At 37.7% G+C, this 24353-nt stretch carries 20 protein-coding genes; 7 read left to right on the top strand and 13 right to left on the bottom strand.

Features of this window, described 5'->3' with window-relative positions:
• Positions 1-61: 61 nt before the first annotated feature.
• On the bottom strand, positions 62-1696 hold the full coding sequence (gene lnt / locus CQ022_RS10740; protein WP_105681390.1) for an apolipoprotein N-acyltransferase: 1635 nt from the start codon (positions 1694-1696) through the stop codon (positions 62-64).
• Positions 1697-1752: 56 nt separating this feature from the next.
• Between lnt and CQ022_RS10735 the strand changes: the two genes are divergently transcribed.
• On the top strand, positions 1753-2166 hold the full coding sequence (locus tag CQ022_RS10735; RefSeq protein ID WP_105681389.1) for a VanZ family protein: 414 nt from the start codon (positions 1753-1755) through the stop codon (positions 2164-2166).
• Here CQ022_RS10735 and proC read toward each other — a convergent pair.
• The 4 genes from proC to CQ022_RS10715 form a co-directional block, all read right to left on the bottom strand.
• Positions 2156-2959: a pyrroline-5-carboxylate reductase gene (proC, locus tag CQ022_RS10730; RefSeq protein WP_105681388.1), complete on the bottom strand. Its 804-nt coding sequence runs from the start codon at positions 2957-2959 to the stop codon at positions 2156-2158. The genes CQ022_RS10735 and proC overlap by 11 nt on opposite strands.
• A gap of 569 nt (positions 2960-3528) precedes the next feature.
• A complete protein-coding gene (gene murB, locus CQ022_RS10725; protein ID WP_105681387.1) occupies positions 3529-4542 on the bottom strand; it encodes a UDP-N-acetylmuramate dehydrogenase in 1014 nt (337 codons plus the stop codon).
• Positions 4543-4545: 3 nt separating this feature from the next.
• Entirely contained in the window at positions 4546-5031 is a 486-nt protein-coding gene (locus CQ022_RS10720; protein WP_105681386.1) for a hypothetical protein, read from the bottom strand.
• A gap of 10 nt (positions 5032-5041) precedes the next feature.
• On the bottom strand, positions 5042-6247 hold the full coding sequence (locus CQ022_RS10715) for a pyridoxal phosphate-dependent aminotransferase (RefSeq protein ID WP_105681385.1): 1206 nt from the start codon (positions 6245-6247) through the stop codon (positions 5042-5044).
• 226 nt (positions 6248-6473) lie between these two features.
• Between CQ022_RS10715 and CQ022_RS10710 the strand changes: the two genes are divergently transcribed.
• Both CQ022_RS10710 and CQ022_RS10705 read left to right on the top strand, forming a co-directional pair.
• Entirely contained in the window at positions 6474-8966 is a 2493-nt protein-coding gene (locus CQ022_RS10710) for a GEVED domain-containing protein (RefSeq protein ID WP_105681384.1), read from the top strand.
• Positions 8967-9077: 111 nt separating this feature from the next.
• On the top strand, positions 9078-9533 hold the full coding sequence (locus CQ022_RS10705) for a DUF1801 domain-containing protein (protein WP_105681383.1): 456 nt from the start codon (positions 9078-9080) through the stop codon (positions 9531-9533).
• Between the two features lie 271 nt (positions 9534-9804).
• Here the strand turns inward: CQ022_RS10705 and CQ022_RS10700 are convergent, their stop codons facing one another.
• Genes CQ022_RS10700 through CQ022_RS10685 form a run of 4 tightly spaced genes read right to left on the bottom strand, consistent with a single transcriptional unit; the run spans position 9805 to position 15769 of the window.
• Complete coding sequence (locus CQ022_RS10700; protein WP_105681382.1) at positions 9805-11070, bottom strand: TolC family protein; 1266 nt, start codon at positions 11068-11070, stop codon at positions 9805-9807.
• Positions 11060-14155 (bottom strand): efflux RND transporter permease subunit, encoded by a 3096-nt coding sequence (locus tag CQ022_RS10695; protein WP_105681381.1) that lies wholly within the window; start codon positions 14153-14155, stop codon positions 11060-11062. The genes CQ022_RS10700 and CQ022_RS10695 overlap by 11 nt, the downstream gene beginning before the upstream one ends.
• 26 nt (positions 14156-14181) lie before the next feature.
• Positions 14182-15282, bottom strand: a complete 1101-nt coding sequence (locus CQ022_RS10690) for an efflux RND transporter periplasmic adaptor subunit (protein ID WP_105681380.1) — start codon at positions 15280-15282, stop codon at positions 14182-14184.
• 4 nt (positions 15283-15286) lie between these two features.
• Positions 15287-15769, bottom strand: coding sequence for an MgtC/SapB family protein (locus tag CQ022_RS10685; protein WP_105681379.1), 483 nt, complete (start codon positions 15767-15769; stop codon positions 15287-15289).
• Positions 15770-16162: 393 nt separating this feature from the next.
• On the opposite strand from CQ022_RS10685, the gene CQ022_RS10680 reads away from it, so the two are divergent.
• Positions 16163-17014: an EamA family transporter gene (locus tag CQ022_RS10680; RefSeq protein ID WP_105681378.1), complete on the top strand. Its 852-nt coding sequence runs from the start codon at positions 16163-16165 to the stop codon at positions 17012-17014.
• Positions 17015-17100: 86 nt separating this feature from the next.
• Here CQ022_RS10680 and CQ022_RS10675 read toward each other — a convergent pair whose 3' ends face one another.
• Both CQ022_RS10675 and CQ022_RS10670 read right to left on the bottom strand, forming a co-directional pair.
• Positions 17101-18462, bottom strand: coding sequence for an ATP-binding protein (locus CQ022_RS10675; RefSeq protein ID WP_105681377.1), 1362 nt, complete (start codon positions 18460-18462; stop codon positions 17101-17103).
• 27 nt (positions 18463-18489) lie between these two features.
• Positions 18490-19194 (bottom strand): response regulator transcription factor, encoded by a 705-nt coding sequence (locus tag CQ022_RS10670; protein WP_105681376.1) that lies wholly within the window; start codon positions 19192-19194, stop codon positions 18490-18492.
• A gap of 96 nt (positions 19195-19290) precedes the next feature.
• Here CQ022_RS10670 and CQ022_RS10665 point away from each other — a divergent pair, with 96 nt between their 5' ends.
• Positions 19291-19965, top strand: coding sequence for a YiiX/YebB-like N1pC/P60 family cysteine hydrolase (locus tag CQ022_RS10665; protein WP_105681375.1), 675 nt, complete (start codon positions 19291-19293; stop codon positions 19963-19965).
• Positions 19966-20124: 159 nt separating this feature from the next.
• Positions 20125-20436, top strand: coding sequence for an NIL domain-containing protein (locus CQ022_RS10660; RefSeq protein ID WP_105681374.1), 312 nt, complete (start codon positions 20125-20127; stop codon positions 20434-20436).
• 295 nt (positions 20437-20731) lie between these two features.
• On the opposite strand, the gene murA is transcribed toward CQ022_RS10660, so the two are convergent.
• On the bottom strand, positions 20732-22039 hold the full coding sequence (murA, locus tag CQ022_RS10655; protein WP_105681373.1) for a UDP-N-acetylglucosamine 1-carboxyvinyltransferase: 1308 nt from the start codon (positions 22037-22039) through the stop codon (positions 20732-20734).
• Positions 22039-22707, bottom strand: a complete 669-nt coding sequence (locus CQ022_RS10650; RefSeq protein WP_105681372.1) for a DUF4290 domain-containing protein — start codon at positions 22705-22707, stop codon at positions 22039-22041. Before CQ022_RS10650 ends, murA begins: the two co-directional genes overlap by 1 nt.
• A gap of 187 nt (positions 22708-22894) precedes the next feature.
• Between CQ022_RS10650 and CQ022_RS10645 the strand changes: the two genes are divergently transcribed.
• The gene (locus tag CQ022_RS10645) at positions 22895-24334 is read left to right on the top strand and encodes an alpha-amylase (RefSeq protein WP_105681371.1); all 1440 of its coding nucleotides are present in this window, start codon (positions 22895-22897) and stop codon (positions 24332-24334) included.
• The last annotated feature ends 19 nt before the right edge of the window (positions 24335-24353 follow it).

Here is a 24353-nt window from a genome sequence, read left to right as displayed (position 1 = left end):
CCGCTGATCGTGTAGATCTTGTGTTATTTGTGGAAATATTTGCGCAATTCGTGTTTAAAAACTACGCTTTCTTCGTTTTCTTTTTAAACCATTCAATCAGGTAATAGAACAATAAAAATCCTAAGGCAAATAGGGAAAATCTTGAAAGAATATCTCCGGCTCTGGTATAGAATGTCATGGTATCATAAAGATTTACCTTTGCGAATAAGGCTGTTTGGTCACCATAGAAAGTATCAGCGGTGATCTCTCCTTTAGCATTGATATGCGCTGAAATCCCACTGTTGGCCGCACGGGCAATTTCTCTTCTGGTTTCAATAGCTCTTAATTTCGCGTAAGATAGAAGTTGTTTGTGTCCTTCTGTAACGCCCCACCAGGAATCGTTGGTCATAATGCCTAAGAAATTAGCTCCTTTTTTTACATAGTCTGTTACAAACTCCCCGTAAATACTTTCATAGCAGATAATCGGTGCCAGCTTCCCTTTATTGTAAGGGTTTGAAAAGGCAACTCTTTCTTTATCTGTCCCCAAAGAGGCTACGGTACCGCCAAGGTTCAGCATGGCATCTCCCAACAATGGTTTTAAAACATTCATATAAGGGAATATTTCTACACCCGGCACCAGTTTTCCCTTGTGATAAGCCTGAACTTTTTGGTTAGGAACCAGTTGAATCGCTGTATTATAGCTGCTCACCCAAACACCGCTATTGATTTGGTAGGCTTCTTTAGGTAAATCAGCCGGATTATAAAAAAAACGGTGGGAAGAAATTCCTGTAGCAAAAACAGATCCCGGATGATTGGATAAAAATCCTTTGATATTATTTAAAAGTAAACTCTTTTCAAAAGCTGTTTCAGAAATAGATCCTTTTCCCGGAAGCGCCGTTTCAGGAGCAATATAGTAATCAATCTTACCTGTTGAGTTTTTTTCAGCAAGAGCCAATAAATCCTGTTCTATGGTCAGACTGTCTTTTGAATATTTTTCAGCATAAGGATCAAGATCCGGCTGGAGCATCAGAACGCTTACCTGTCCGATAGGCTTTTCATCAAAACTATTGTATTTGATCACTGAAATAATCATTGGTAAGATAATTAAAGCCCCTACGATCGCAGAGTTTTTAATCAGATCTTTTCTTTTTCTTCCGGCTTCCCAGGTTCTTACCGTATAGAATATTAAAACATTAACCAAAAGAATCCAGAAGCTTCCCCCTGTGGCACCTAACGTGTCATACCATTGGATCAGCTTTGGGTAGTCTGAAAATACATTCCCCAGGTTCAGCCATGGCCATGTCAGTTCCCATCCCAAATGAAACTTCTCAAAGCTCATCCAGATGGCAATTAAAAATCCTAATCCCCAATAGGTTCCCTGAGCATTTTTGTACCAGTGATAACATTGGAATACCAAAGAATATAAAAGGGAATTTACCAGTACCGGGAATAATACAGCCATCATAGAGTGGCTTCCGTCAGGGTTTTTTGAGCCATACAGCCAGCCTGTAGTGACTACATTCCAGATCACAAAACATAAGTAAGATAATCCGAAGACGACCCAGCTTTTCCTTTTATAATCTGAGAATTTTGAAATTCCATGTTCCATCATCAGAAGAGGAACAAGGGCGAAAAATATAAAAAACGGAACTCCATAAGTTGGCCATGAAACCGACAGCAGCATTGCTGAAATAAGTGTAAGTAGAACGTATTTCATTAAATTATTTTAATACACAAATTTAATGTTTTTGAAATGAATATATTAGCAGTTCAATGTTAAAGAAAATATATAAAATCATTATTGTTCCCTATAGTCTGCTTTTGCTCTATCTGATGTTTTTAGGAATGGGCAGATTTCAGTACGAGGAAAATCTTATCACGATAGAACCTGTTTTTTCTACGATAAAATTTATTCAGGGTCCGAATAAGACGATCGATATTGTGACGATTGTTTTGGGCAATATTATTATGTTTATTCCTTTTGGATTTCTGGGCTGGATGATTCCCGAACTGAAAAAATTAAAGCCACTGATGTTTGGTTTTATCTCATGCATCTTAATTGTAGAAGCTCTTCAGTACTTTACAAGAATGGGAATATTTGAAGTAGATGATATCATCCTGAATACTTTTGGAGTTTATCTGGGATGGATATTGTGCAGCGCTATTGATAAAAGATTTAATTATTAAGTTCCTTCGCGCGCTTTTCGGCATTCAGAATTCCCTGTTTCAGAATTTCTTTGAAACTGTTTTCTTCAAACGTTTTTAAAGCAGCTTCAGTAGTTCCGCCTTTAGAAGCAACGTCTTTAATCAGTTCTTCAAGATTTTTGTCAGAATTATTAATCAGGTGATACGCTCCTAGCATGGTTTGTTTTACAAAAAGTTTGGAAAGGTTTTCTTCAATTCCCATTTCGACCCCTGCTTTAATCATGGCATCGATGATATAATAAAAATAAGCAGGACCACTTCCTGAAAGAGCTGTAACACCATCCAGAAGTTCTTCATCCTCAAGATAAACCGATCTTCCGGTACTGTTCAATAATCTTTCTATACTGATTAATTGACTGAAAGAGATTCCGTTAGCTGCGGTATATCCTGTAATTCCCATTCCCAAAAGGGTAGGAGAGTTCGGCATTGCTCTTACCACTAATGGATGATTCAGCGATTTCTGAATTTTTTCAATATTAATCCCTGCCATGATGGAGAGAACCATCTGGTTTTCTTTGAAGGTAAATTGAATATTTTGAGCAACGGTATGAAAATCCTGAGGCTTTACGGCAATAATGATTAAATCAGCATCGAGTTCCTGAATTTCTTCAAACGTAGAAATTTTAGAATGGGGAAATTCTTCAGCTATTTTGGAGATTTTTTCCTGATTTCTGATAATAAGATGAAGGTGTTCAGGTTTGATCAGTTCGTATTTCAAAAATGATTTTGAAAAAGAAAGTCCCATATTTCCGGCTCCAAGAATAGCTATTTTCATCACGAATTGTAATTTTTAAGCTAAAATAATGATTTTCCGGAGACTGGATATGAATTGATTCTGAATTAATTTTTATTGGAAAAAGCAAAGGTGCAAAGATTTTGAATAATAGATCGCTTTTAAGGGCAAGAATATTTCGACTTCAATCAACATGAGATTTTAAGCAATAGTGAAATAAAAAACAATGTCTAAAGGTCTGTGTCATCTGCGAAATCCGCGCGAGATTATATTACCTAAAATAGGTAGAGTTCAATTTTACCATAGATAAAATAAAAACTATATTATTGTTGGAAAATGCAAAGGCGTAAAGGTTTTGAATAATATGCCGTTTTAAGGCGCGAGAAAATCGGAGGTTTTCAGCAAGAGTGAGAATAAAATAAGATAAGGTTAATCCTTTTGTAGCACAAAGATCGAACAGTATTAAATTTTATCGAAGATAAAATCCTTGCGACTTTAAATAATAACGAAGAAAATAAAAGATCCTTGCGACTTTGCGTTTATCCAATACGTACAGATAATAAGAAAAAAAAGGCTGCATTCCAATAGAATCAGCCTTTGTATTTTTTAGATTAAATAATATTCACTTCCCGTTCAAGCTCTATTCCGAACTTTTCTTTCACAGAATTGATGATTTCTGTAGAAAAATCAAAAATTTCCTTTCCGGTAGCCTTTCCTGTAGCATTGATGATCACCAATGATTGAAGTTGGTGGGAAGCTGCATTTCCGATCTGCTTTCCTTTCCATCCACATTGCTCAATTAACCATCCTGCGGGTACTTTTACCATGTTTCCATTGGGATAACCCTGAATATTTTCAAATTGCTGTTTTAATGCTTCAAACTGGGCAAGAGGAATTGTCGGGTTCTTGAAAAAACTTCCGGCATTTCCAATTTTCTTAGGATCCGGCAGTTTGCTTTGTCTGATATGGATCACCGCTTTGGAAACATCCTGAATCGTAGGATTTTTAATGCCAAGATTTTCCAGTTCGGATTGGATAGCTCCATATTCGGTTTTGATACGATGTTCTTTTTGGGTAAGCTTAAAAGTGACTCCAAGAATAACATATCTGCCTTTTCCTTCCTGCTTGAAAATAGAATCTCTGTATCCGAATCTACATTGTTCAAGACTGAAGGTCCTCAGTTCAAGATTTTCCAGATCCAATGCCTCACAGCTTACAAAAACGTCTTTGATCTCTGTTCCGTAAGCCCCGATATTCTGCATAGGAGAAGTTCCCACATTTCCCGGAATTAAGGACAGGTTTTCAAGTCCTCCATAATTTTTTTGCAGGCAGTACATCACAAATTCATGCCAGTTTTCACCTGCTTTTGCGGTTACTAATACTTCATTTTCACTGATGTGTTCTTCGGAAATTCCTTTTAAATTCAGTTGAATAGCAAGACCGTCAAAATCTTTGGTAAGAAGAATGTTACTCCCGCCTCCCAAAAACAGAAGCTGAAGGGAATTCGTCTTCGAGAAAATGAGCGCCTCTTTTAATTCATCAATAGTACTGACTTCAGTAAAATAATGGGCTTTGGCTTCAACACCGAATGTGTTATAAGGTTTTAATGAAAAATTTTCCTGCATGTTTTATTTGTATTCTTTGGGAAGAATCTTGTCTAGTTGTTCTTTAAGTTGCTGTAGCTGTTTGTAATGTAAAGTGTCTGCATAAGCATTTACATAAATATGGGATTTTTTCGGAGTCCGGATCTGGAATGTTTCATCTATTCCGTCTACAGACTGTTGGCTGGGAGAACTTTTTATATGATCAAGATCTACAATATGGACTGATGATACAAGTTTTTTCCAGACTTCGGGATTGATGGCAGATGCCCATGCTTTATGGCTTTGTTGGGCTGTTATCCCTTTTTCTGCAAAAACAGAATCTTTTGTGGCTTTGATAATTCTGTAATTTCCAAGGCTTCCCCCAATATCAGATACACTGATGAATGTAATTTCGTGTGGATTTCTAGGGGGTGCCGACTGTTCTGTCTTTTTGGAATCACATGAAAAAAATGCCGACAGCAAAAGAATCGAAAACAGAATTTTCAGATGGAGTTTTTTTGTTGTCGGCATAGGATATATTTTACAGACTGAATTCTTCTCTGTACTTCTTTAAAGCTTCTTTCAGAATTTCAGCACTTCTTTTTAAATCTTCTTCTTTCAGAACATAGGCAATTCTCACCTGTTTCTTACCTAATTCAGGGTCGCTGTAGAACCCTCCTGCAGGGGCAACCATGATGGTTTCGTTATTAAGAGCGTATTTTTCAAGCAGCCACTGAGCAAATTTTTCAGTATCATCTACCGGAAGCTCTGCAACACAGTAGAAAGCACCTCTTGGTTTAGGGCAGATAACTCCAGGAATAGCATTTAAAAGATCTACCAATACATTTCTTCTGTGGGTATATTCTTCTCTTACTGCTCTGATATAAGGACCATCGTTCTGGTGTGCTGCTGTTGCTGCAATTTGTCCCAAAAGAACCGGGCTTAATCTTGCCTGTGCAAAAAGCATAGCTGCATTACGGATCTTGTTGGAACGGGTCACCATACATCCGATTCTTACTCCACACATAGAGTAACGCTTGGATTCTGAATCAATGATGATACAGTTTTCCGCTAATTCAGGGAAATCAAGCATGGAGATCTGCTGCTTTCCGTCATATACATATTCTCTGTATACTTCATCAGAGATGATTACAATATCGTATTTCAAAGCAATTTCTGCAAGTTTCTGAAGCTCCTCACGCGTATAAAGATATCCGGTAGGGTTTCCAGGGTTACAGATAATGATTGCTCTTGTTTTTTCTGTAATTTTTTTCTCGAATTCTTCAACAGGTGGCAAAGCAAAACCTGTGTCAATTGTAGAAGGTACTGCTACTACATTCACATCAAATGTGCTGGTGAAACCGTTGTAGTTGGCATAGTAAGGCTCAGGAATAATCACTTCATCCCCTTCATCACATAAAGTAGAGATGGCAAAGTTCAGGGCTTCAGAACCTCCATTGGTAACAATAAAGTTATCAGGGGTAAGATCTGAGAAACCTAATGAATGGTAGTATTCTGTAAGGGCTTTTCTGTATTCAATATTTCCTTCAGAAAGCGCATATTCCAATACTTTTAAATCGATGTTTTTTAAAGCATTTAACGCTGTTTCCGGAGTTTCAATATCAGGCTGCCCGATATTAAGGTGATATACTTTTATTCCTTTCTGTTTTGCTTGTAACGCAAAGGGAACCAGTTTTCTTACCGGCGATGGCGGCATATGCAGTGCTCTGTTTGAAATATTCGGCATTGTTCAAAAAATTTGTATGACAAAAATAGGATTTAATTTCTCAATAATAAAATTAAGAGTCAATTAAGAAATAGGAGAATGTTCTTTAATTTTTTTTTACTTCTGATAATTTTTGTGTATGTGAAATATTGATATTTGACCTTTTTTGAAATTATTTTATTTTTTGTTTAAAAAAAACTTTTTTGTATTGTTATTTTTACTAAATTTCGCCACAAATGTGATTAAAATGGCAATAAATTTATTTTCTAGAGTGGTACCTGCTATCGCTCTGTTTTCAGCCAGTGTACTCATGGCTCAAAATTATCAAACCATGCCGATTGCTTCAGGCTTAACCGCTGATGTAATTGCAAACGGTATCGGTTCTTCAACAATTTCTACAAATAATGACGTAGATGGAGTTTCATACGCTTTTGTAGCGAAAGATTTTCAGCTGACCTCTACAAGTGCAGCAATTACGTATGGTATTCCTGTAGATGGGCTCATTAATTCTGTAGTGGGAACAACTCCCGGATTAAGTTTCCAGCTGGCAAGTTTAAATGCAAATAATTCTTTAAGATTGGCTGCAACCAGTGATAACGGAACTTTGGCATTTACAACACCAAAGGCCGCAATCAAACTCTATATGCTTGCTGTAAGTGGAAGTGGTACTTCTACGGTAAGTGTAGTGGTTAATTTTACCGACGGCAGTTCACAGACATTTTCAAGTATAAGTCTTTCAGACTGGTATAATGGATCTAATTTTGCGATACAGGGAATAGGAAGAATTAAAAAGCCGGGGGCTACTCCAGCCAGTGGTGATGATGTGCCTTCTCCTGAAGGTGGAACCAATCCAAGATTATATCAAGCTGAATTGGCAATAGATGCAGCAAATCAGGCAAAACTAGTACAAAGTGTAACAGTAACTAAAGTTAGTGGTTCAGGGATACCGAATATTTTTGCTTTTTCAGCAGATGCCTATTCTGATTGTGCACCTCCTGTATTGCAGGCCGTTTCCGGAATCACAGCCAACTCAGCTTTAGTTTCATGGACAGGTAGTGCTGCCAGTTATGATGTATACCACAGTACTTCAAACACAATACCATCGGGTTCAGTAACGCCTACTTATCCGGGGATAACAGGTACAAGTACAACTATTGGAAGTCTTAATTCAAATACCACCTATTATTATTGGGTGAGATCCAATTGTAATACTGCTACCAGCCAAAGTGTATGGTCTTTTGCAGGAACATTTAAAACGGCTTGTTCTACTTTCACGGTTCCTTATACAGAAAACTTTGATACAACAAGTACAGGTTCCACTTCAAATACGAATGCTCCAAGCTGTTGGGCATATCTGGAAAGTACCTCATTTGCAGGGTATGGATATGTAGCGGCATCCAATAGCTATTCAGCACCTAATTCTTATTATATGAATAATTCAAGTGGGACTACAGGCAGCCAAATGTTAGTGGCTCCTCCTACTATAAACCTTTCAGATGGTACGAAGCGTGTAAGATTTTATGCAAAAGCGGGGGGAAGTAATTATACATTATTAGTGGGAACACTTTCGAATCCTGCAGATCCGGCTTCTTTTACACAGATTGGAGCTCCTATTACCTTAACTACTACTCATACCCAATATACCGTTAATATTCCTGTAGGTTCTGATTTGCAATTGGCATTTAAACATGGATTGGGAGGTTCTTCACGTTCTATTTATATTGATAATATTACGGTTCAGAATATTCCTTCTTGTCTTGAGCCAACTGCTGTTACATCATCAAACGTGACAATGAATACAGCAACGATCGGTTGGACGGCACCAGCTTCTGCTCCTGCCAACGGATATGAAGTATATTACAGTACAACAAATACTGCACCTGATGCATCTACTGTTTTGAACGCTTCCAACTCTGCAACTTCTGCTACGACTTCAGCACCGCTGAGCTCTCTATCTACAGATACGAATTACTATGCATGGGTAAGATCTGCATGTAGTGCTAGTGACAAAAGTATCTGGAGTGATGTTACAGCATTCAGAACAGGCTACTGTCTGCCTTCATCTACTTCACAGAACTCATGGCTGTCTGACTTCAGTTCTACCGGAGGATTGGTAAATATGACGTATTCATCCGGTTCAAGTATTGCAGGTGGATATCAAAATTTAATAGCAAGCAATAACAAGATCATCAATGCTCCGGGATCTGACACTTCAGTGTCTTTCACTGCAGGAGGCCCTACATGTGGAATTGCAGTTTGGGTAGACTGGAATAATAATCTGACTTTTGAAGCTTCAGAAAGAATGTTTGTTACCAACACTTATATAACAAATGCTTCCGGAACGATTACTGTACCTGCAGGAACACCTCTTGGAAGTTATAGAATGAGAGTAGTAACTGATTATAACAGTACAGCACCATCAAACCCTTGTTCAGCTATCTCAAGAGGAGAATTCATTGATTTTACCTTTGAAGTAGCTACTTCATTATCAACTTCAGAAACCCATCTGAAGAAAAAAGAAGTGAATGTATATCCTAATCCTTTCAGAGATGTTCTTCATATTGCAGATATCAAAGATGTTAAATCTGTAACTGTTACAGATGTAGCGGGAAGAGTAGTGAAAACTATTGATAACCCAACTACAGAACTTCAGTTAGCTGAATTGAACGCTGGTTTATATTTAGTGACGATGAACTTTAAAGATGGCTCAAAATCAACAGTGAAAGCCATTAAGAAATAAAATTTTTTGAGTTAATAATTTCTGTAGGCAGTTGCATTCGTGTGGCTGCCTTTTTTTATGATTTGTTTGAATAATAATCTAAAATAATCGTATTTTAGAAAAAATTACCATATGCAGATTCAGTCAGTTTCCATAGAGGATTATATCTCAAAAATTCCTGAAGAAAGACAGGAAGCCTTCAAAAAGCTTTATGATACGGTGAATGACAACCTTCCTAAAGGTTTCGAAGAAGCCACAAATTATGGTATGGTAGGTTGGGTTGTTCCTTTGAAAACATATCCTGCAGGTTATCACTGTACACCGGGAACTCCACTGCCATTTTTAAGCGTAGCTTCTCAGAAGAATTTTATAGCATTGTATCATATGGGACTGTATTCCACACCGGAACTTCTCGACTGGTTTGTGGCAGAATATCCTAAACACTCCAAAAAAAAGCTGGATATGGGTAAATCCTGCGTACGTTTTAAAAAAGTAGAAGATATTCCATTTGAGCTGATTGCTGAACTCAGTAAAAAAATGACTGCTGATGATTGGATCAAAATTTATGAATCTCAGTATAAGAAATAAAAAAAGCTCTGAAATCTATTTGATTTCAGAGCTTTTTTTATGCTGGAAGCTGGAAGTTTGAAGCTGGAGGTAGTATTTGTATTTTTAGAATCACTGATTATCGTTTAATTGTTGGAAGCTGGAAGTCTGAAGCTGGAGGTAGTATTTGTATTTTAGAATCTCCAATTGTCATTTCATGATGAGCTTGATAAATATTTAAAAGTTAATTAAATGGTGTGTATTTATCCATCGACTTGCAGAAACTTCCATCCTCCAGCTTCCCTCTTCCTTTCTAAAAATGAATATCCCAGATTCCTGCTTTCCGTTCAAGCTCAATCAAAGCAGCGGCATTATCTGCAAGAGCCTGATAATAATCTTTTCGGACATTATTGTAAGTTCTTTGGGCATTCAGTACTTCCAGAATAGAGCTTTCTCCTCTTTTGTAGCTGTAGGTAATTCCTTCCAAGATGCTTTGTGCTTCTGAAAGCATCCCGTTTTGGAACTGTCTGAGCTGTTTCTGAGTTGCTGTATATTGCTGATAGGCCTGCATCACTTCAGCTTTTATACTTTGTTCAATTTGTTTGTATTCAACTTCTGCCTGAGAATGTGCCATTTCTGCAATCTTCAATCCTGCATTTCTTCTGTTGGAAAATTTCAAAGGAATACTGATACCCATTTTTACAGCATTTACGGTAGGGGAAGGTGCAATTTCGTTGGTCGCTTCTGTATGACGTTCCGCTCCCGCGCTGATGCCTAAGTCGATAATACGGTTGGCTTTTTCAAGATTGATCTGGCTTTTAGCTACTTCTGTATTTTGTCTTGCTGCCAATAAATCGGCTCTTTCATTCAAAGCTTGTAAGGTTAGATCGTCAATACTGAAATCCCTGTTGAAGGTATTAAAATCTCCGGCCACATCTCTGTTTGTTATCTTGCTGTCGCCAAGAAAGACTGATAAACTGGTGAGAGCCTGTTGTTCCGCACTCTCAGCCTGATATACTTCATTGAGTAAAGAAGCCGCTTCCAATTTACTCTGTTTGGACGTGACTAACGATATGGTTCCCAAACGGTAACGGATACTGTCGGACTTTGCCAGTTGCTGCATGTTTTTATAAGAATCCTGCTGTACTTCAAGCAAAGCTTTTGATTTTAAAGCATCAATATATCCTAAACTGGCATCTGCACGAAGATTCCTGAAGAAATCCTGCAGTTGTATTTTGCTCAGTTCAGATTGGTTTCTGGCCAGATTTACCCGTGCTTTTCTTTTACCACCCAATTCAAGCGTCCATCCCATTGATGCCCCATATACATATCCCATATTTTGATTCACTCCATTATTGGTGGTTTCCATTTCCAATTGGGGATCAGGAAACATATTAGCGGTCTGAATGGCAGCCTCAGCCATACTTACATTGTATTTTTGAGAAGCATATCCAAGATTTTTATTTCCCACAAGACTCAGGTATTCTTCAAATTGCAAAAGCTCTTTTTCCTGTGCCTTTATCTCTGTAATACTAAACCATACTATAGATAATATGATAATATGAACTTTAATTTTCATCTGATTTCAAATTTTGTTTTTCGTGGCGGCGTTCAGCCATAAAATAAATAGCCGGCAGCACGAAAAGTGTTAAAATAGTAGAGAACATTAACCCGTAGACAATTACCGTTGCCAGTGGACGCTGTACATCCGAACCGATGCCTGTAGCCAGTGAAGCTGGGAATAATCCAATTACAGCCACCGTTGCGGTCATCAATACAGGTCTGAAACGGTCTTTTGCTCCTTTGATGGCAGCCTGTTTCAGATCATATCCTTTCTTGCGCAGATCGTTGATATGAGAAATCATAATAACTCCATTCTGAATGGCAACTCCGAACAATGCGATAAATCCTACTGCCGAAGATACATTCAAGGACATTCCCCGTATGTTGAGTGCCAGCATTCCGCCAAATAATGCCAGTGGAACAATAGACATCAGTACCAAAGCCTGTCTGAAGTCTCCAAATGCACCATACAATAACAAGAACATAATTGCCAATGCCAGCGGAACAATAAATGCCAATCTGGAATAAGCCCTGTTTTGATTTTCAAACTGTCCACCCCATTTGATCTGGTATTTCTCATGGTCATATTGGATGTCTTTTTCAATTTTGTCCTGTGCTTTTTTCAAAAATGAAGAAAGATCCGTTCCTCTTAAGTTCAGCTTAACGGTAAGGTGTCGTTTGTTCATTTCTCTAGTAATGGTACTTTCACCAGTACTCAATTTCACTTCTGCTACCTGAGATAAAGGAATTTTAGCTCCGGAAGCTGAGGTAAGCATCAGATTTCCGATTTTATCCGGAGTATCACGGCTGTCTTCAGTATAACGACATGAAATATCATAGACTTTATTGCCAATGAAAATCTGAGAAATGGCTTTTCCTCCCAATGCCACTTCAATAAGGTCGGCAACATCAGCTACATTCAAGCCATACTGAGCAATTTTGTCTCTGTTAGCAATAATCTGTAATTGAGGCAATGGCGGTTCCTGATCTATGGCAAGGTCTGCCGAACCCGGAATTTGGTTTAAAGTAGACAATACATTTTCGGCAATACGTCTGGTTTCTTTAAAATCTTCTCCATACACCTTTACTACTAATTCGCTGTGAGCTCCTGAGATTTTATCCATTACTCCGTCAATCATAGGCTGGGAAAATCCTACGGTGAATCCCGGCATATCTTTATAATCTGCTGCAAGTTCTTTGATGAGGTCTGCTTTTGTTTTTCCTGCAGGCCATTCGCTGTAGGGTTTTATACCGATAGACACTTCAAAGTGGGAAGCAGTCCATGGGTCGGTACCGTCATCATTTCGACCAGCCTGAACCATCATATAAGTAATTTCAGGATGTTTTAAAGTGCGGGCACGTAAGGTGTCACTCATTTCTTTTGATTTAGCTAAAGAAATTCCGGGTGGCAGCTGTACCTGAAGCCAGATAGAACCTTCATCCAGCTCCGGAAGGAAGTCTTTTCCGACATTGTAGGAAAGAATTCCGGCAGATACCAAGACGATTGTAATAGGAATCATAACTCTTTTGGGAGCCTGCATTATTTTTTCAATGCTCTTTCCATAGGCGGTACTTACTTTCTCCAGCCATTTATTGTGATAGATCTTCTGGGGTTTGCGATAGATTACGTACGCTAATCCCGGAATCAGAAGCAATGCTACGGCGAGTGCTCCCAACAGGGCATATCCTATAGTAAAGGCCATGGGGGTAAATAATTTTTTTTCTACTCTTTCAAAAGCGAATAATGGAAGGTATGCTGTAATGATAATAATGGTTGAAAAGAAAATAGGTTTTGCCACTTCAATCACTCTTTGGGTTATCGTTTTTTCTTCCAGTGTTTCTTCAGGATTTTCTTCCCTTTTCTTCAGGATGGTTTCCAGCATGACAATCGCTCCGTCTACAATGATTCCAAAATCAATAGCTCCCAGTGAAAGCAGGTTGGCCGGAATATTGGTGAAATGCATTAATATAAAAGCAAATAATAAAGAAAGCGGAATGGTAATAGCTACCAGTAATGCTCCACGCCAGCTTCCAAGAAATACAATCAGTACAATAATAACCAATACAATTCCTTCAGTAAGAGTATGGGAAACTGTCGTAAGGGTAGTTTTTACAAGGTCTGTTCTGTCCAGGAAAGGATGGATCTTTACACCAAGAGGCAGTGTTTCGTTATTTAGTTCTTCAATCGCTTCATGTACTCCTTCCAGTACTTGTGAAGGGTTTTGACCTCTCAGTAAAAGAACAATTCCTTCCACGCTTTCAGAATAATTACGTTTTCGGTCTGTGTAGCCAAGAATTCCTTTTCTTTCCAGGTTTCCGTATTTCAGAGTTCCTACATCATTCAAAAAAACAGGAACCCCGTTTTGTGTTTTTACCACAATTTTTCCAAGATCATTTAAATCTTTTACCAATCCTATTCCGCGGATGACATAGGCAAGATTTCCGCGGGGAAGCATACTTCCTCCGGCACTTACATTGTTTTTGGAAATCGTTTCTGTTACTTCTGAGAGGGAAAGACTATACTGTTCAAGTTTATGTGGATCCAGTTCGATCTGAAACTGGGTGGTAATTCCCCCGAAATTCGTTACATCAGCAATTCCTGAAACCTGTTTGATCCTAGGAATGATGACAAATTTTTGCAAATCCGTCAATTCCCGAAGGCTGTGGTTGTTACTTTCGATAATATAACGATATACTTCGCCGATAGGAGAGGTGAGGGGATCTAATCCGGGCTGTGCACCATAAGGAAGATCCACATCTGTCAGTCTTTCCTGAATACGCTGGCGTGCCCAGTAATCATCTATGCCATCATCAAAAACCATAGTGATAATGGATAGCCCGAAGGTACTTTTGCTGCGCATGACATGCATTCCCGGAAGGCCGTTCAGTGATCTTTCTAAGGGAATGGTGATTTGCTGCTCTACTTCTTCAGCGGCCAGTCCCGGAACCTGTGTTACCACCTGGGAAGTTACGTCGGCAATATCAGGATAGGCTTCTATGGATAATCTGGTCCAGGAATAATATCCAAAGAACCCCAGTAAAAGGAAGAGAGCAAGCATGAGCCATCTCTTCTGTATAGAGATTGTAAGTAATTTTTTCATAGTTTCTGATTTCGCATCATTTTACATTATTTCGCATCCAGCATATAAATTCCTCCTTCCGTCATAATGGTTTCTCCGGATTTTAAACCTGAAATGATTCTTACTGTTTTCTGGTCGGTTTCCCCTGTTGTTACTGAGCGTTTTGCATATTGATGCTTTCCTGTTTTTACCCATACATATTGGGAATTGTCCTGTTGCATTAAAGCGGTCACGGGAATCATCACAGCTTTTTCAGGCGTTGTGGAAAAATTAACGGTAGCGTACATTCCCGGTTTTAGTTTTCTGTCGGGATTATCACATTCAATAAGGACTTTTATGCTTCGGGTATCTTCATCTACAATTTCATTGACGTGATATACTTTTCCTGTAATATTTCTGTCGGGATAGGCACTTACTTTTACTGAAACCTGATCTCCGGTATTCACAAAGCGGATGTCTTTTTCCTTGACATCACCGGAAATCCAGACTTTTGATAATTCTGCGATAATCATTACAGGATCTGCATCTCCTTTCAGATATTGACCGTTTACAATTTTATTGGAAATGATTTCTCCTTTTATGGGCGCTCTTACAATAAGAGGGCTTCCTATTCCTCCGCCTTTGCTGTTATAGACCTTCAAAGCAGAAGAGGCATTGGAAAGAGATGTTTTTTTATTTTTAAAATCCGTGTCTGCTTCATCCAGTTCTTTCTGAATACCTACACCGTTTTTGACAAGATCCTGCTGGCGTCTGTAATTTTTTTCTGCAAGCTGTACATCATTCAATGCATCTGTATAATCCTTTTGAACCGAAAAATAGTCGGAAGAAAGAATTTCAAAGAGCGGGCTTCCGGCAGAAACATTTTGTCCCAGCTGAATAAACGCTTGGGTTATTCTTCCTGAAAACGGACTTGCAATCTCTGCATAATGATTAGGGATCGCCTGGATTGTTCCGGCCGAGACTACACCATCGCTGTGTTCCTGTTCGGTAACAATCTGTGTTTTAATTTTTTTGAAAACAGGATTGTTTTCCGGGATGATAACCTGCTCGCCACGGGTTATTATTTCAGATTCTTTGTTTTGTTGAGATGTATTGTCTTTACAGGAGACTGCAAAAAGACTGATAAGAAATAAGATTACTTTTTTCATGACCTTAATAAAATTGAGTGCTATTGCTGATTGTTGCTTTTGTTTCGTTCTTTTTCTTGGTACTCACCAGTTTTTTGGTCCGGGCTTCCTTTTGTGAGGATAATGAGGGTCTCAGAAATATATTTGTGGAGACAATGAAGATTACAGTAATGAGTGCTTCTATAGGGTATCCGAGAGCACACAATGCGCCTATGGCTGCAGAACACCATAAAGTGGCCGCCGTATTTAATCCTCTCACGGTAAGGCCGTCTTTCATAATCACTCCACCGCCAAGGAAGCCAATTCCGCTAACGATATAAGAGGTGATTCTTCCGGCTGCATCCCCGCCAATTCTGATGGCAATCAATACGAATGCTGCTGATCCAATGCAAACCAAAGTGTTGGTTCGGAGACCTGCATTCTTTTTGCGCCACTGTCTTTCGAAGCCTATTCCTGCTCCCAGGCTGAATGCGGTTAGTAAACGAAGGGTAAATTCAAATGTATTCATAACTTTTCCTGTTTTTACAAAGCTTTTCAGCTGTATAGAAAAGTGAATACAACTAAAGCTTTTAAGATTGATAATTACGGTAAGGATCTGGGTCCATATGCTTTATTTTTTACTGTGCAAAAGTAGAAATGATTGCTTTTTTTTACCGTTAGAAAAGCTTTAGAATGTTATTAGAAAATCATTAGAGAAAATTACTTTGTATTTTTTTGATGATTCTACAAGGAATAATTATTTATTATATCCTATTAATATGTGTAAACTGTACCCATGGTAAGAGATAAAATTTCAATACATTTGAAGGCTGGTTTTTGTATGGTGAATTTCACAATTGCTCATACAAAATAAGAGCTTGTTTAATCCCTGAGATTTCCCTCCAAAACCTTTGAATTAGAAATGAAAAAATCAAACATAGCAATACCTGCTACATTGTTAGCCATTATATGTGTACAGGGCGGAGCTTCCATCGCGAAACAGCTTTTTCCTGCTATCGGAGCTATTGGTACGGTTACTTTAAGAATTGTACTTTCTGCCATATTGCTTACTTTGATTAATCGTCCGAAATTTTTACAGTTTGACAGACAGAAATGGAAATACTGTGCGATATACGGAATAGGTTTGGCAGCAATGAATCTTATTTTTTATATGGCCATTCAAAGAATTCCATTAGGACTAGCCGTCACGGTGGAATTTGCTGGTCCGTTATTTCTTGCGCTGGCTTTATCCCGTAAACTGCTGGATGTTGTGTGGGCGTTGCTGGCATGTGTCGGGATTTTACTGATTGTTCCATGGCAGAATGATCATGTAGATTTAATAGGACTTGGGCTTGCTTTCCTTGCGGGAATGTTCTGGGCAGTCTATATTATAATGGGCGGGAAGGTTTCCAAAATAATGGATGGAAAAGATGCGGTTACGACAGGAATGATATTCGCCAGCCTCGTGATTATTCCATTTACAATATGGGATGGTGCCGTTTTCAATCTTACTCCGAATATTTTTGTAAAAGGGCTGGGGGTGGCTATTCTTTCGAGTGCCTTACCTTTTTCACTGGAGATGATGGCATTGAAAAGGCTTCCTGCAAAAACTTTTAGTATTCTGATGAGCCTGGAACCTGCATTTGCTGCACTTTCCGGATTGGTTTTCCTGGCTGAAGAATTATCTTTTTTACAATGGATTTCTATTGCATGTGTCATTGCGGCTAGTATAGGAACAACCGTTTTCAATAAGAAATCCCTTTCTCACGAGTAGAGGTATGAAGTTTTTAAACCATTAAGCTAATTAAGGTTGTAAGAAAAGTTAAGATTCAAATAAATTTGAATGAAGATTTTGATCTATTAACTGATCACAAACTCCACGGTAAAAATAGTTTCATGATGATCTGATATCACCGTAATTTTTGCATGATGGAGCAAAATAATTTTCTCAGTGAGGAAAAGTCCTATTCCGTGGCCTTTTTCCTGTCTTGAAGTCTCACTTCTGTAAAAAGGTTTAAAAATATGGGATAAATTATCCTGAGGAATACTATTTCCCATATTGGTAAAGCGGATTTTAAGAACTTCTGAATGGGTTCTGACATCTATTGAACATGTATGTTCCGGTGAATATTTGCAGGCATTGTCAATGAGATTGTTGAAAGCAACCTGCAGAAGATATTCATTTCCCTGAATGATAAGCTGATGTTCTTCTAATGAATCTTCGATGTTTAATGAAACTTTATACCCGGGATTTTCTTTTATTATTTTGGTGTAAGATTCCAGAAGAATTTCATCAAGGCGGATTTCTGAAAAACTGATCTCGTTGGGATCATAGCTGGCTTTTGCAAGATCCATTAAGCTATTGGAAAGTTTTACCATATTGCGGGCATCTTCCAGTGCATATTGAATGGTTTCCTGATATTCTTCTTTGGATTTATCTTTTTCGGAGGCCAGTTCCAGTTCAGTAATAATAGCTGATAGAGGTGTTCTCAATTCGTGTGAGATATTGGAGACAAAATGTTTTTGGGAATCAAAAGAATTTTCAAGCCTTTCCAGCATTCCATTGAAATTTTGGGCAAGCTCATTGAGTTCGTCTTTTTCTTTTGTTGTTTTCAGGCGCAACTCTAGCTTTCCGGCAGTAATTTTTTTAATCTGAATGACCATTTCACTGAGTGGGCTCAATGCTTTTTTGGAAAGAAATATTCCTGCGAGATAAATAAGAATTAAAATACTGAAGAATGAAATAATACTGATGGTAAGAAGATGAGTCAAATATTCATATCCGTATTGATCATAAGCAGCCGCAGTGACAGCATACGATTTTCCTTCATAATGATACACCATCCCGATTACCTGCAAATTGTTTAAAAAGAAAGTGATTCTTTTTTTCTGGAATATCTGGGAAAGCATCTGCGGCGTTTCTTTTACATAATCTACTTTGGCATCATCATGATAGATCAGTTGTTTATTGATATCATAAATGGCTACCTGAACCTCATTAAGGGTTCTGGTATTGTTCTTATAAAGCTTATGCATTTCCTGTTCAGGAAGTGAACTTCTGAAAAATAAATCAGCCTTGGCAATGGCTTCATTCTGAAGTTCGCTGTAAAAAGATTTCTCCCTGGCTTCTTTGGATGAATAATAAATCGAAAAGCTGTATATCCCTAAAAGCATTGCCGTAATTAAGGTGAAAAGCAGCGTAAGTCTGGTTCTTATTTTCATCCGGATATTTTTAGTTTATCTTAATGATTATTGTACAATGCCTGACTCGTAGTCTTTTTTCAGAATAAATCCCATACCAGCTTTGGTGTGGATAAGTTTGGCCTCAAAATCTTTATCTATTTTCTTTCGGAGATAATTAATATATACATCAATAAAATTGGTTCCCGTATCAAAATGGGTTTCCCATACTTTCTCTGCAATTTCACTTCGGGAAAGAACTCTTTCTGAATTTTCCAGCATGAACTTTAAGAGGTTAAATTCTTTTGGGGTCAATTTTATCGGTGTATGATCACGGCTCACTGTTTTCTGCTCCAGATTCATTTCAATACCTTCATATTTAAGAACAAAAACTTTTTGCTGAAGCTGTTGCGAAAAACGTTTCAGGAGAACTTTAATTCTTGCTACCAGTTCTCTCATTTCAAAAGGTTTAGTCAGATAATCATCTGCTCCGGCATCAAATCCTTCCAGCTTGTCATCAGTGGTTCCCAATGCAGTTAGCATAATAACAGGAAGATGAGGTTTTAATGTTTTGATTTCATGGCAAAATTCAAGACCATCTTTTTTGGGTAATACAATATCTGTAACTACCAGATCAAAATGGGTCTGCATTGCCAATTTCAGACCTGTAATTCCGTCGTAAGCCACTGTTACCTCAAATTCAGATTCCTGAAATCCTTTTGCAATCAATTTTGAAAGCCTGTCATCGTCTTCAACTAATAAAATATGTGGCATAAGATTTTTGGAAATGTTTGGTGTGAAGAATAGATCAATATTCCCACAAATGTAATGAATTCTATTTTGTAATTTTGGCAACGAAAGTATAATAACATGTCTGAATTTAGAAAATCTTTTAGCTCAAAAATTAAAGAACTTATGGTTGCAGGACTTTTGTGCTGCTTAATGATCCTGTTGGTTCAGTGTAAAAATGCTCATTCTGGCAATGTACAGCTTAGAAATGGAGATCTTCTTTTTGTCATAGCAAAAGAATCCGGACTTTCCGGGGCGATTAATAATGTGACTCAAAAACAAAAAACAGCTTCATTTGATCATATAGGAATTCTTGAAAAAGAAGGGAACAGAATGTTTGTTCTGCATGCTGCGCCTAAAGGTGGTTCTCAGAAACAGGATTTCAATGATTTTATAAAAGATCAGAAAGAAGAAGGGCAGGAGGTGATTGTCTATCGTTTAAAGCCCGAATATCAGAAAGCAATTCCTGAAGCTATTAAAAAGGCACATTCCATGCTTGGAAAACCTTACAATTTCAATTATATTCTGGATGAAAATTCATATTACTGTTCAGATTTTGTGGAAAGAGCTTTTCGGGAAGAACATATTTTTAAATTGGAACCCATGACATTTATTGATCCTAAGACAGGAAAAACAAATGCATTCTGGGAAGAATTTTACACCAAAAAAAATCTGAAAGTCCCTGAAGGAGAGGCTGGTTGTAATCCTAATGGCCTTGCGGGTTCGGAGAAATTAGAAAGGATAAATACACTGTAAAATAGAGAGAGAAGCTTATAAGGCTTCTTTTTTTATGTTAAATTTTTAAAAATATTAGTCTACTAATTTGGTGGACTAATATTTTTTTATATTTTTGTCACAGATTTAAATGCAGAGCGCGATATGATCTAAGAGTGTTTAACCAAAAAATGTTTAGCGATGATTACACCTAATCCAGGCCTGCAGGTTTTACAAAATAAAATAAACCTGCCTAAAAAAGAATTATTATTGGAAATAGAGTTGAATGGGAAAATGAAATTTGAACATTTAATGAATACCATCTATAATCAATTAGGCATTTGCCATAGAGTGTTGTCAGCTAATGTAGAATACGTGAACGGATATAGTTTTGGTTCCGTACAGTTATATATTAATGTCAATTCAGAAGATTTTCAGCAGCTTGAATTCTATCTGAATAAAAATAAACTTATCAATACTACGGTAGAATATACCTGCAGAACCTATTTTTAAGTGAGATTCATATAGTTTTAATTACTCAAAGTGTCTGGTTTTTTACCGGGCACTTTTTTGTTTTATGCTAAAAGCAGATTAAGAAAACTAATCATTAATCGGTACAGAATTGAGGTTGGCTCAAGAGTGTTATTCTAAGCACAGGCCGAAAGTCTGTGAAGGTAGTTCATAAATGTAGTGAAGAATCTCATATATTGGATGACAATAAGATTCTTCCTTCGTCAGAATGACAAAGGTTAAACAAAAAAGCGCCCAGAATACCCTGAACGCTTTCGTATTATCAAATAAAATAATTTTAAATTCTTTCGATGTCAGCACCAATGGCTCTTAGTCTTCCATCAATATTTTCATATCCTCTGTCGATTTGTTCGATGTTGTGGATAATAGATTTTCCTTCTGCTGAAAGGGCTGCAATAAGAAGTGCATTTCCAGCTCTGATATCCGGGGAAACCATGGTTGTTCCTCTTAACGGAGCCTCCTGATTCAATCCGATTACGGTAGCTCTGTGCGGATCACATAAAATGATCTGAGCACCCATGTCAATTAACTTATCCACAAAGAATAATCTGGATTCAAACATTTTCTGATGAACCAGGATACTTCCTTTTGCCTGTGTTGCTACCACTAAAATAATAGATAATAAATCCGGCGTAAATCCAGGCCATGGCGCATCCGAAATCGTAAGGATAGATCCGTCAATAAATTTCTGAATTTTATAATGTTCCTGAGCTGGAATATAGATATCATCACCACTTTGCTCAAGTTCGATTCCTAATTTTCTGAATGTATTCGGGATAACACCAAGCTGGTTCCAGTTTACATTTTTAATGGTAATTTCAGATTTTGTCATGGCTGCAAGACCAATCCAGGAACCAATTTCTACCATATCCGGAAGCATGGTGTGCTCAGTTCCTCTAAGGTATTCAACCCCTTCAATGGTCAAAAGGTTTGATCCGATTCCTGAGATATTAGCACCCATTCTGTTCAGCATTTTGCATAATTGCTGAAGGTAAGGTTCACACGCAGCGTTATAGATTCTTGTTTTTCCTTTTGCCAGAGCCGCTGCCATTACGATATTAGCGGTTCCGGTTACAGAAGCTTCTTCCAATAAAATGAATTTTCCTTTCAGTTCTTTAGCTTTTAAAGAATAGAAATATTCCTCTTCATCATAATTGAATTCAGCACCTAATTCTACAAGTCCTTGAAAGTGAGTATCTAATCTTCTTCTTCCGATTTTGTCTCCTCCCGGAGTCGGCATATAAGCCTCTCCATAACGGGCAAGCATTGGACCCATCAACATAATAGAACCCCGTAATTTTGCTCCGTCTTTTTTGAACTCGTTAGATTTAATATAATCAAAATTAACCTGATCAGCTTTGAAAGTATAATCTCCCTGTCCGTTTTTAGTAATTTTTACCCCAAAATCTCCAAGAATTTCAATCAGTCTGTTAACATCATGGATATCAGGAATATTTTTGATTCTTACTTCTTCGTCCGTTAGGAGAACCGCACATAAAATTTGTAAAGCCTCATTTTTGGCTCCTTGTGGAGTTATTTCACCCTGCAGTCTTTTTCCTCCTCTTATCTGAAATGTTCCACTCATTATTTTCTGTTTTTATGATTGTTATTATGCCTTCTCTTGTTAGGCTGGTTATTATTTTTATTATTGCTGTTATTCCTGTTGTTATTGTTGTTATTTCGGTTGTTGTTATTATTATTGGTATAATAAATCTTACTTTTCTCAAGAGAATCTATTCCGGTAAGATCCAACCTGTTTTCAGACAGCTCTTTCAGGTGGCGGAAAATAACATCATCCGTCACATGTTCTTTATTATAGACATTATAAGACTTCTTCATATTGTTGGCAATCACTTCGATAAGGGCTTCTTTTTCATCACCCGTTTCCAGTTCGATTGCTTTTTCTATCAATTGAAGAATACTTTTTCCGTAGAACTTAAAGTCACCTTGAAGTTTTGGATATTCCATTCTTTTAGGTTTTTCTGCTAACTGTTCCATCGTTGGGAACGGATAAGGAGAATCTACATCCAGATCATGATTAGCAAGAATATAAAGATGGTCCCAAAGTTTATGTTTATAATTTTCCTCGTCGCGAAGTTGTGGGTTTCTCTGACCCATAAAATCGATGATTGCCATAGCCATTTCGTTCCTTTCCTCTTTGGTAGGAAGTTCTTTGCAGCGCTCAACCAACTGTTGTATAATTCTGCCATATTCTGGCATATGAAGCTGAGTTTTTTGGGTATTGTATTCCATAGTATGCAAATATATGGATTAAAAGAAAAATTGTTTCCAGAATCTTAAAAATTTATGATTTTTTAATGAAAAATTGAATAGCCTTTCTTCTTGATTTATTATGGAAAATGAAAATATTTCCCATTCATTTGAATTTGTTTTCAATAAAATTGTATCTTGTTTAATAGATTGATAATTAATTATTACGATGAAAAAAACAAACTTTTTCCTTTCTCTGCTGGCTTTGGCGCTATTGAGCTCTTGCCAGAACAGAGATGAAATGATTACGGAACCTGCCAGGCAGCAAGAGGTTCATGACAAAACAGTACATGTAACGAATCATGACGGTCGGCCTTTCAGTACTGGAAATGAGTCCGGATCTATGCAGGGTAAATTTGTAGCAGGTCCTGGCGGTGGAGTTCTGATGCAGGGCTTCTACTGGGATGTTCCGGAAGGAGGCAATTGGTGGAATACTGTTAAAGATAAATTAACAGCATGGTCCAATGCCGGAATTGGTGCTGTATGGCTACCTCCTGCATCAAAAGCACAGAACGGAGCTTATTCTATGGGATATGATCCTACAGATTATTATGATTTCGGAAATTTTAATCAGAATGGGAGCACAGAAACCCGCTTCGGATCAAGAACCGAACTGGAAGCATTGATTACCAAAGCACATACTGAAAATATGCAGGTGTATGCAGATATCGTGATCAATCATAACAGTGGAGGACAATCTGAAGCCAACCCTTTTACAGGGACTAACACCTGGACCAATTTTTCAGGAGTTGCATCAGGGAAATTTCAGAGAAATTATAATGATTTTTATAAAAATGCCTATGGAAATAATGATGAAGGAGCTTTCGGAGGTTTTCCGGATTTATGTCACGCCAATCCCCATGTACAGGACTGGCTTTGGGGAAGAGATGATTCTGTAGGTAAATATTATAAAAATGTGATGAAATTCGATGGCTGGAGGTTTGATTACGTTAAAGGATTCGGCCCTTGGGTAGTGAATACCTGGAATTCCAATGTAGGAGGATTTTCTGTCGGAGAATTATGGGATTCCAATGTAAATACACTGGAATGGTGGGCCAATAATGCCAACAGCTCTGTGTTTGATTTTGCTGCGTATTATAAAATGGATGAAGCTTTTGATAACGGAAATTTAAACGTTCTGAATGATGATATGATGTGGAAAAGAAATCCCTACAAAGCAGTTACTTTTGTAGCCAATCATGATACAGATATCATTTACAATAAAATGCCGGCATATGCCTATATCTTAACCCATGAAGGGTATCCCACTATTTTTTACAGAGACTATGAAGAATGGCTAAATAAAGAAAGATTGAATAACCTGATCTGGATCCATAACAATAAAGCTACCGGAACTACTTCTATCCTGTATACCGATAATGATGAATATATTGCTAGACGTAACGGTTATAATGGAAATCCAGGACTAGTTGTGTATATCAACACATCCTCAAATTGGCAGGAAAGATGGGTGGAAACCAATTGGAGCAGCCAGCAGATCAAAGACTTCACCGGAAGTTCAAGCTGGTATCCGACAACACAAGGAGATAAGTGGGTGAAAATTCAGTGCCCGCCAAATTCTTATTCTGTTTGGTCGCTTAATTTATGAGTAATGAATGATAATTGAT

Source organism: Chryseobacterium culicis (assembly GCF_002979755.1).
Lineage (GTDB): Bacteria > Bacteroidota > Bacteroidia > Flavobacteriales > Weeksellaceae > Chryseobacterium > Chryseobacterium culicis_A.
The sequence above is the reverse complement of the archived record's forward strand: the minus strand, read 5'-3'. Positions and strand labels throughout refer to the sequence as shown.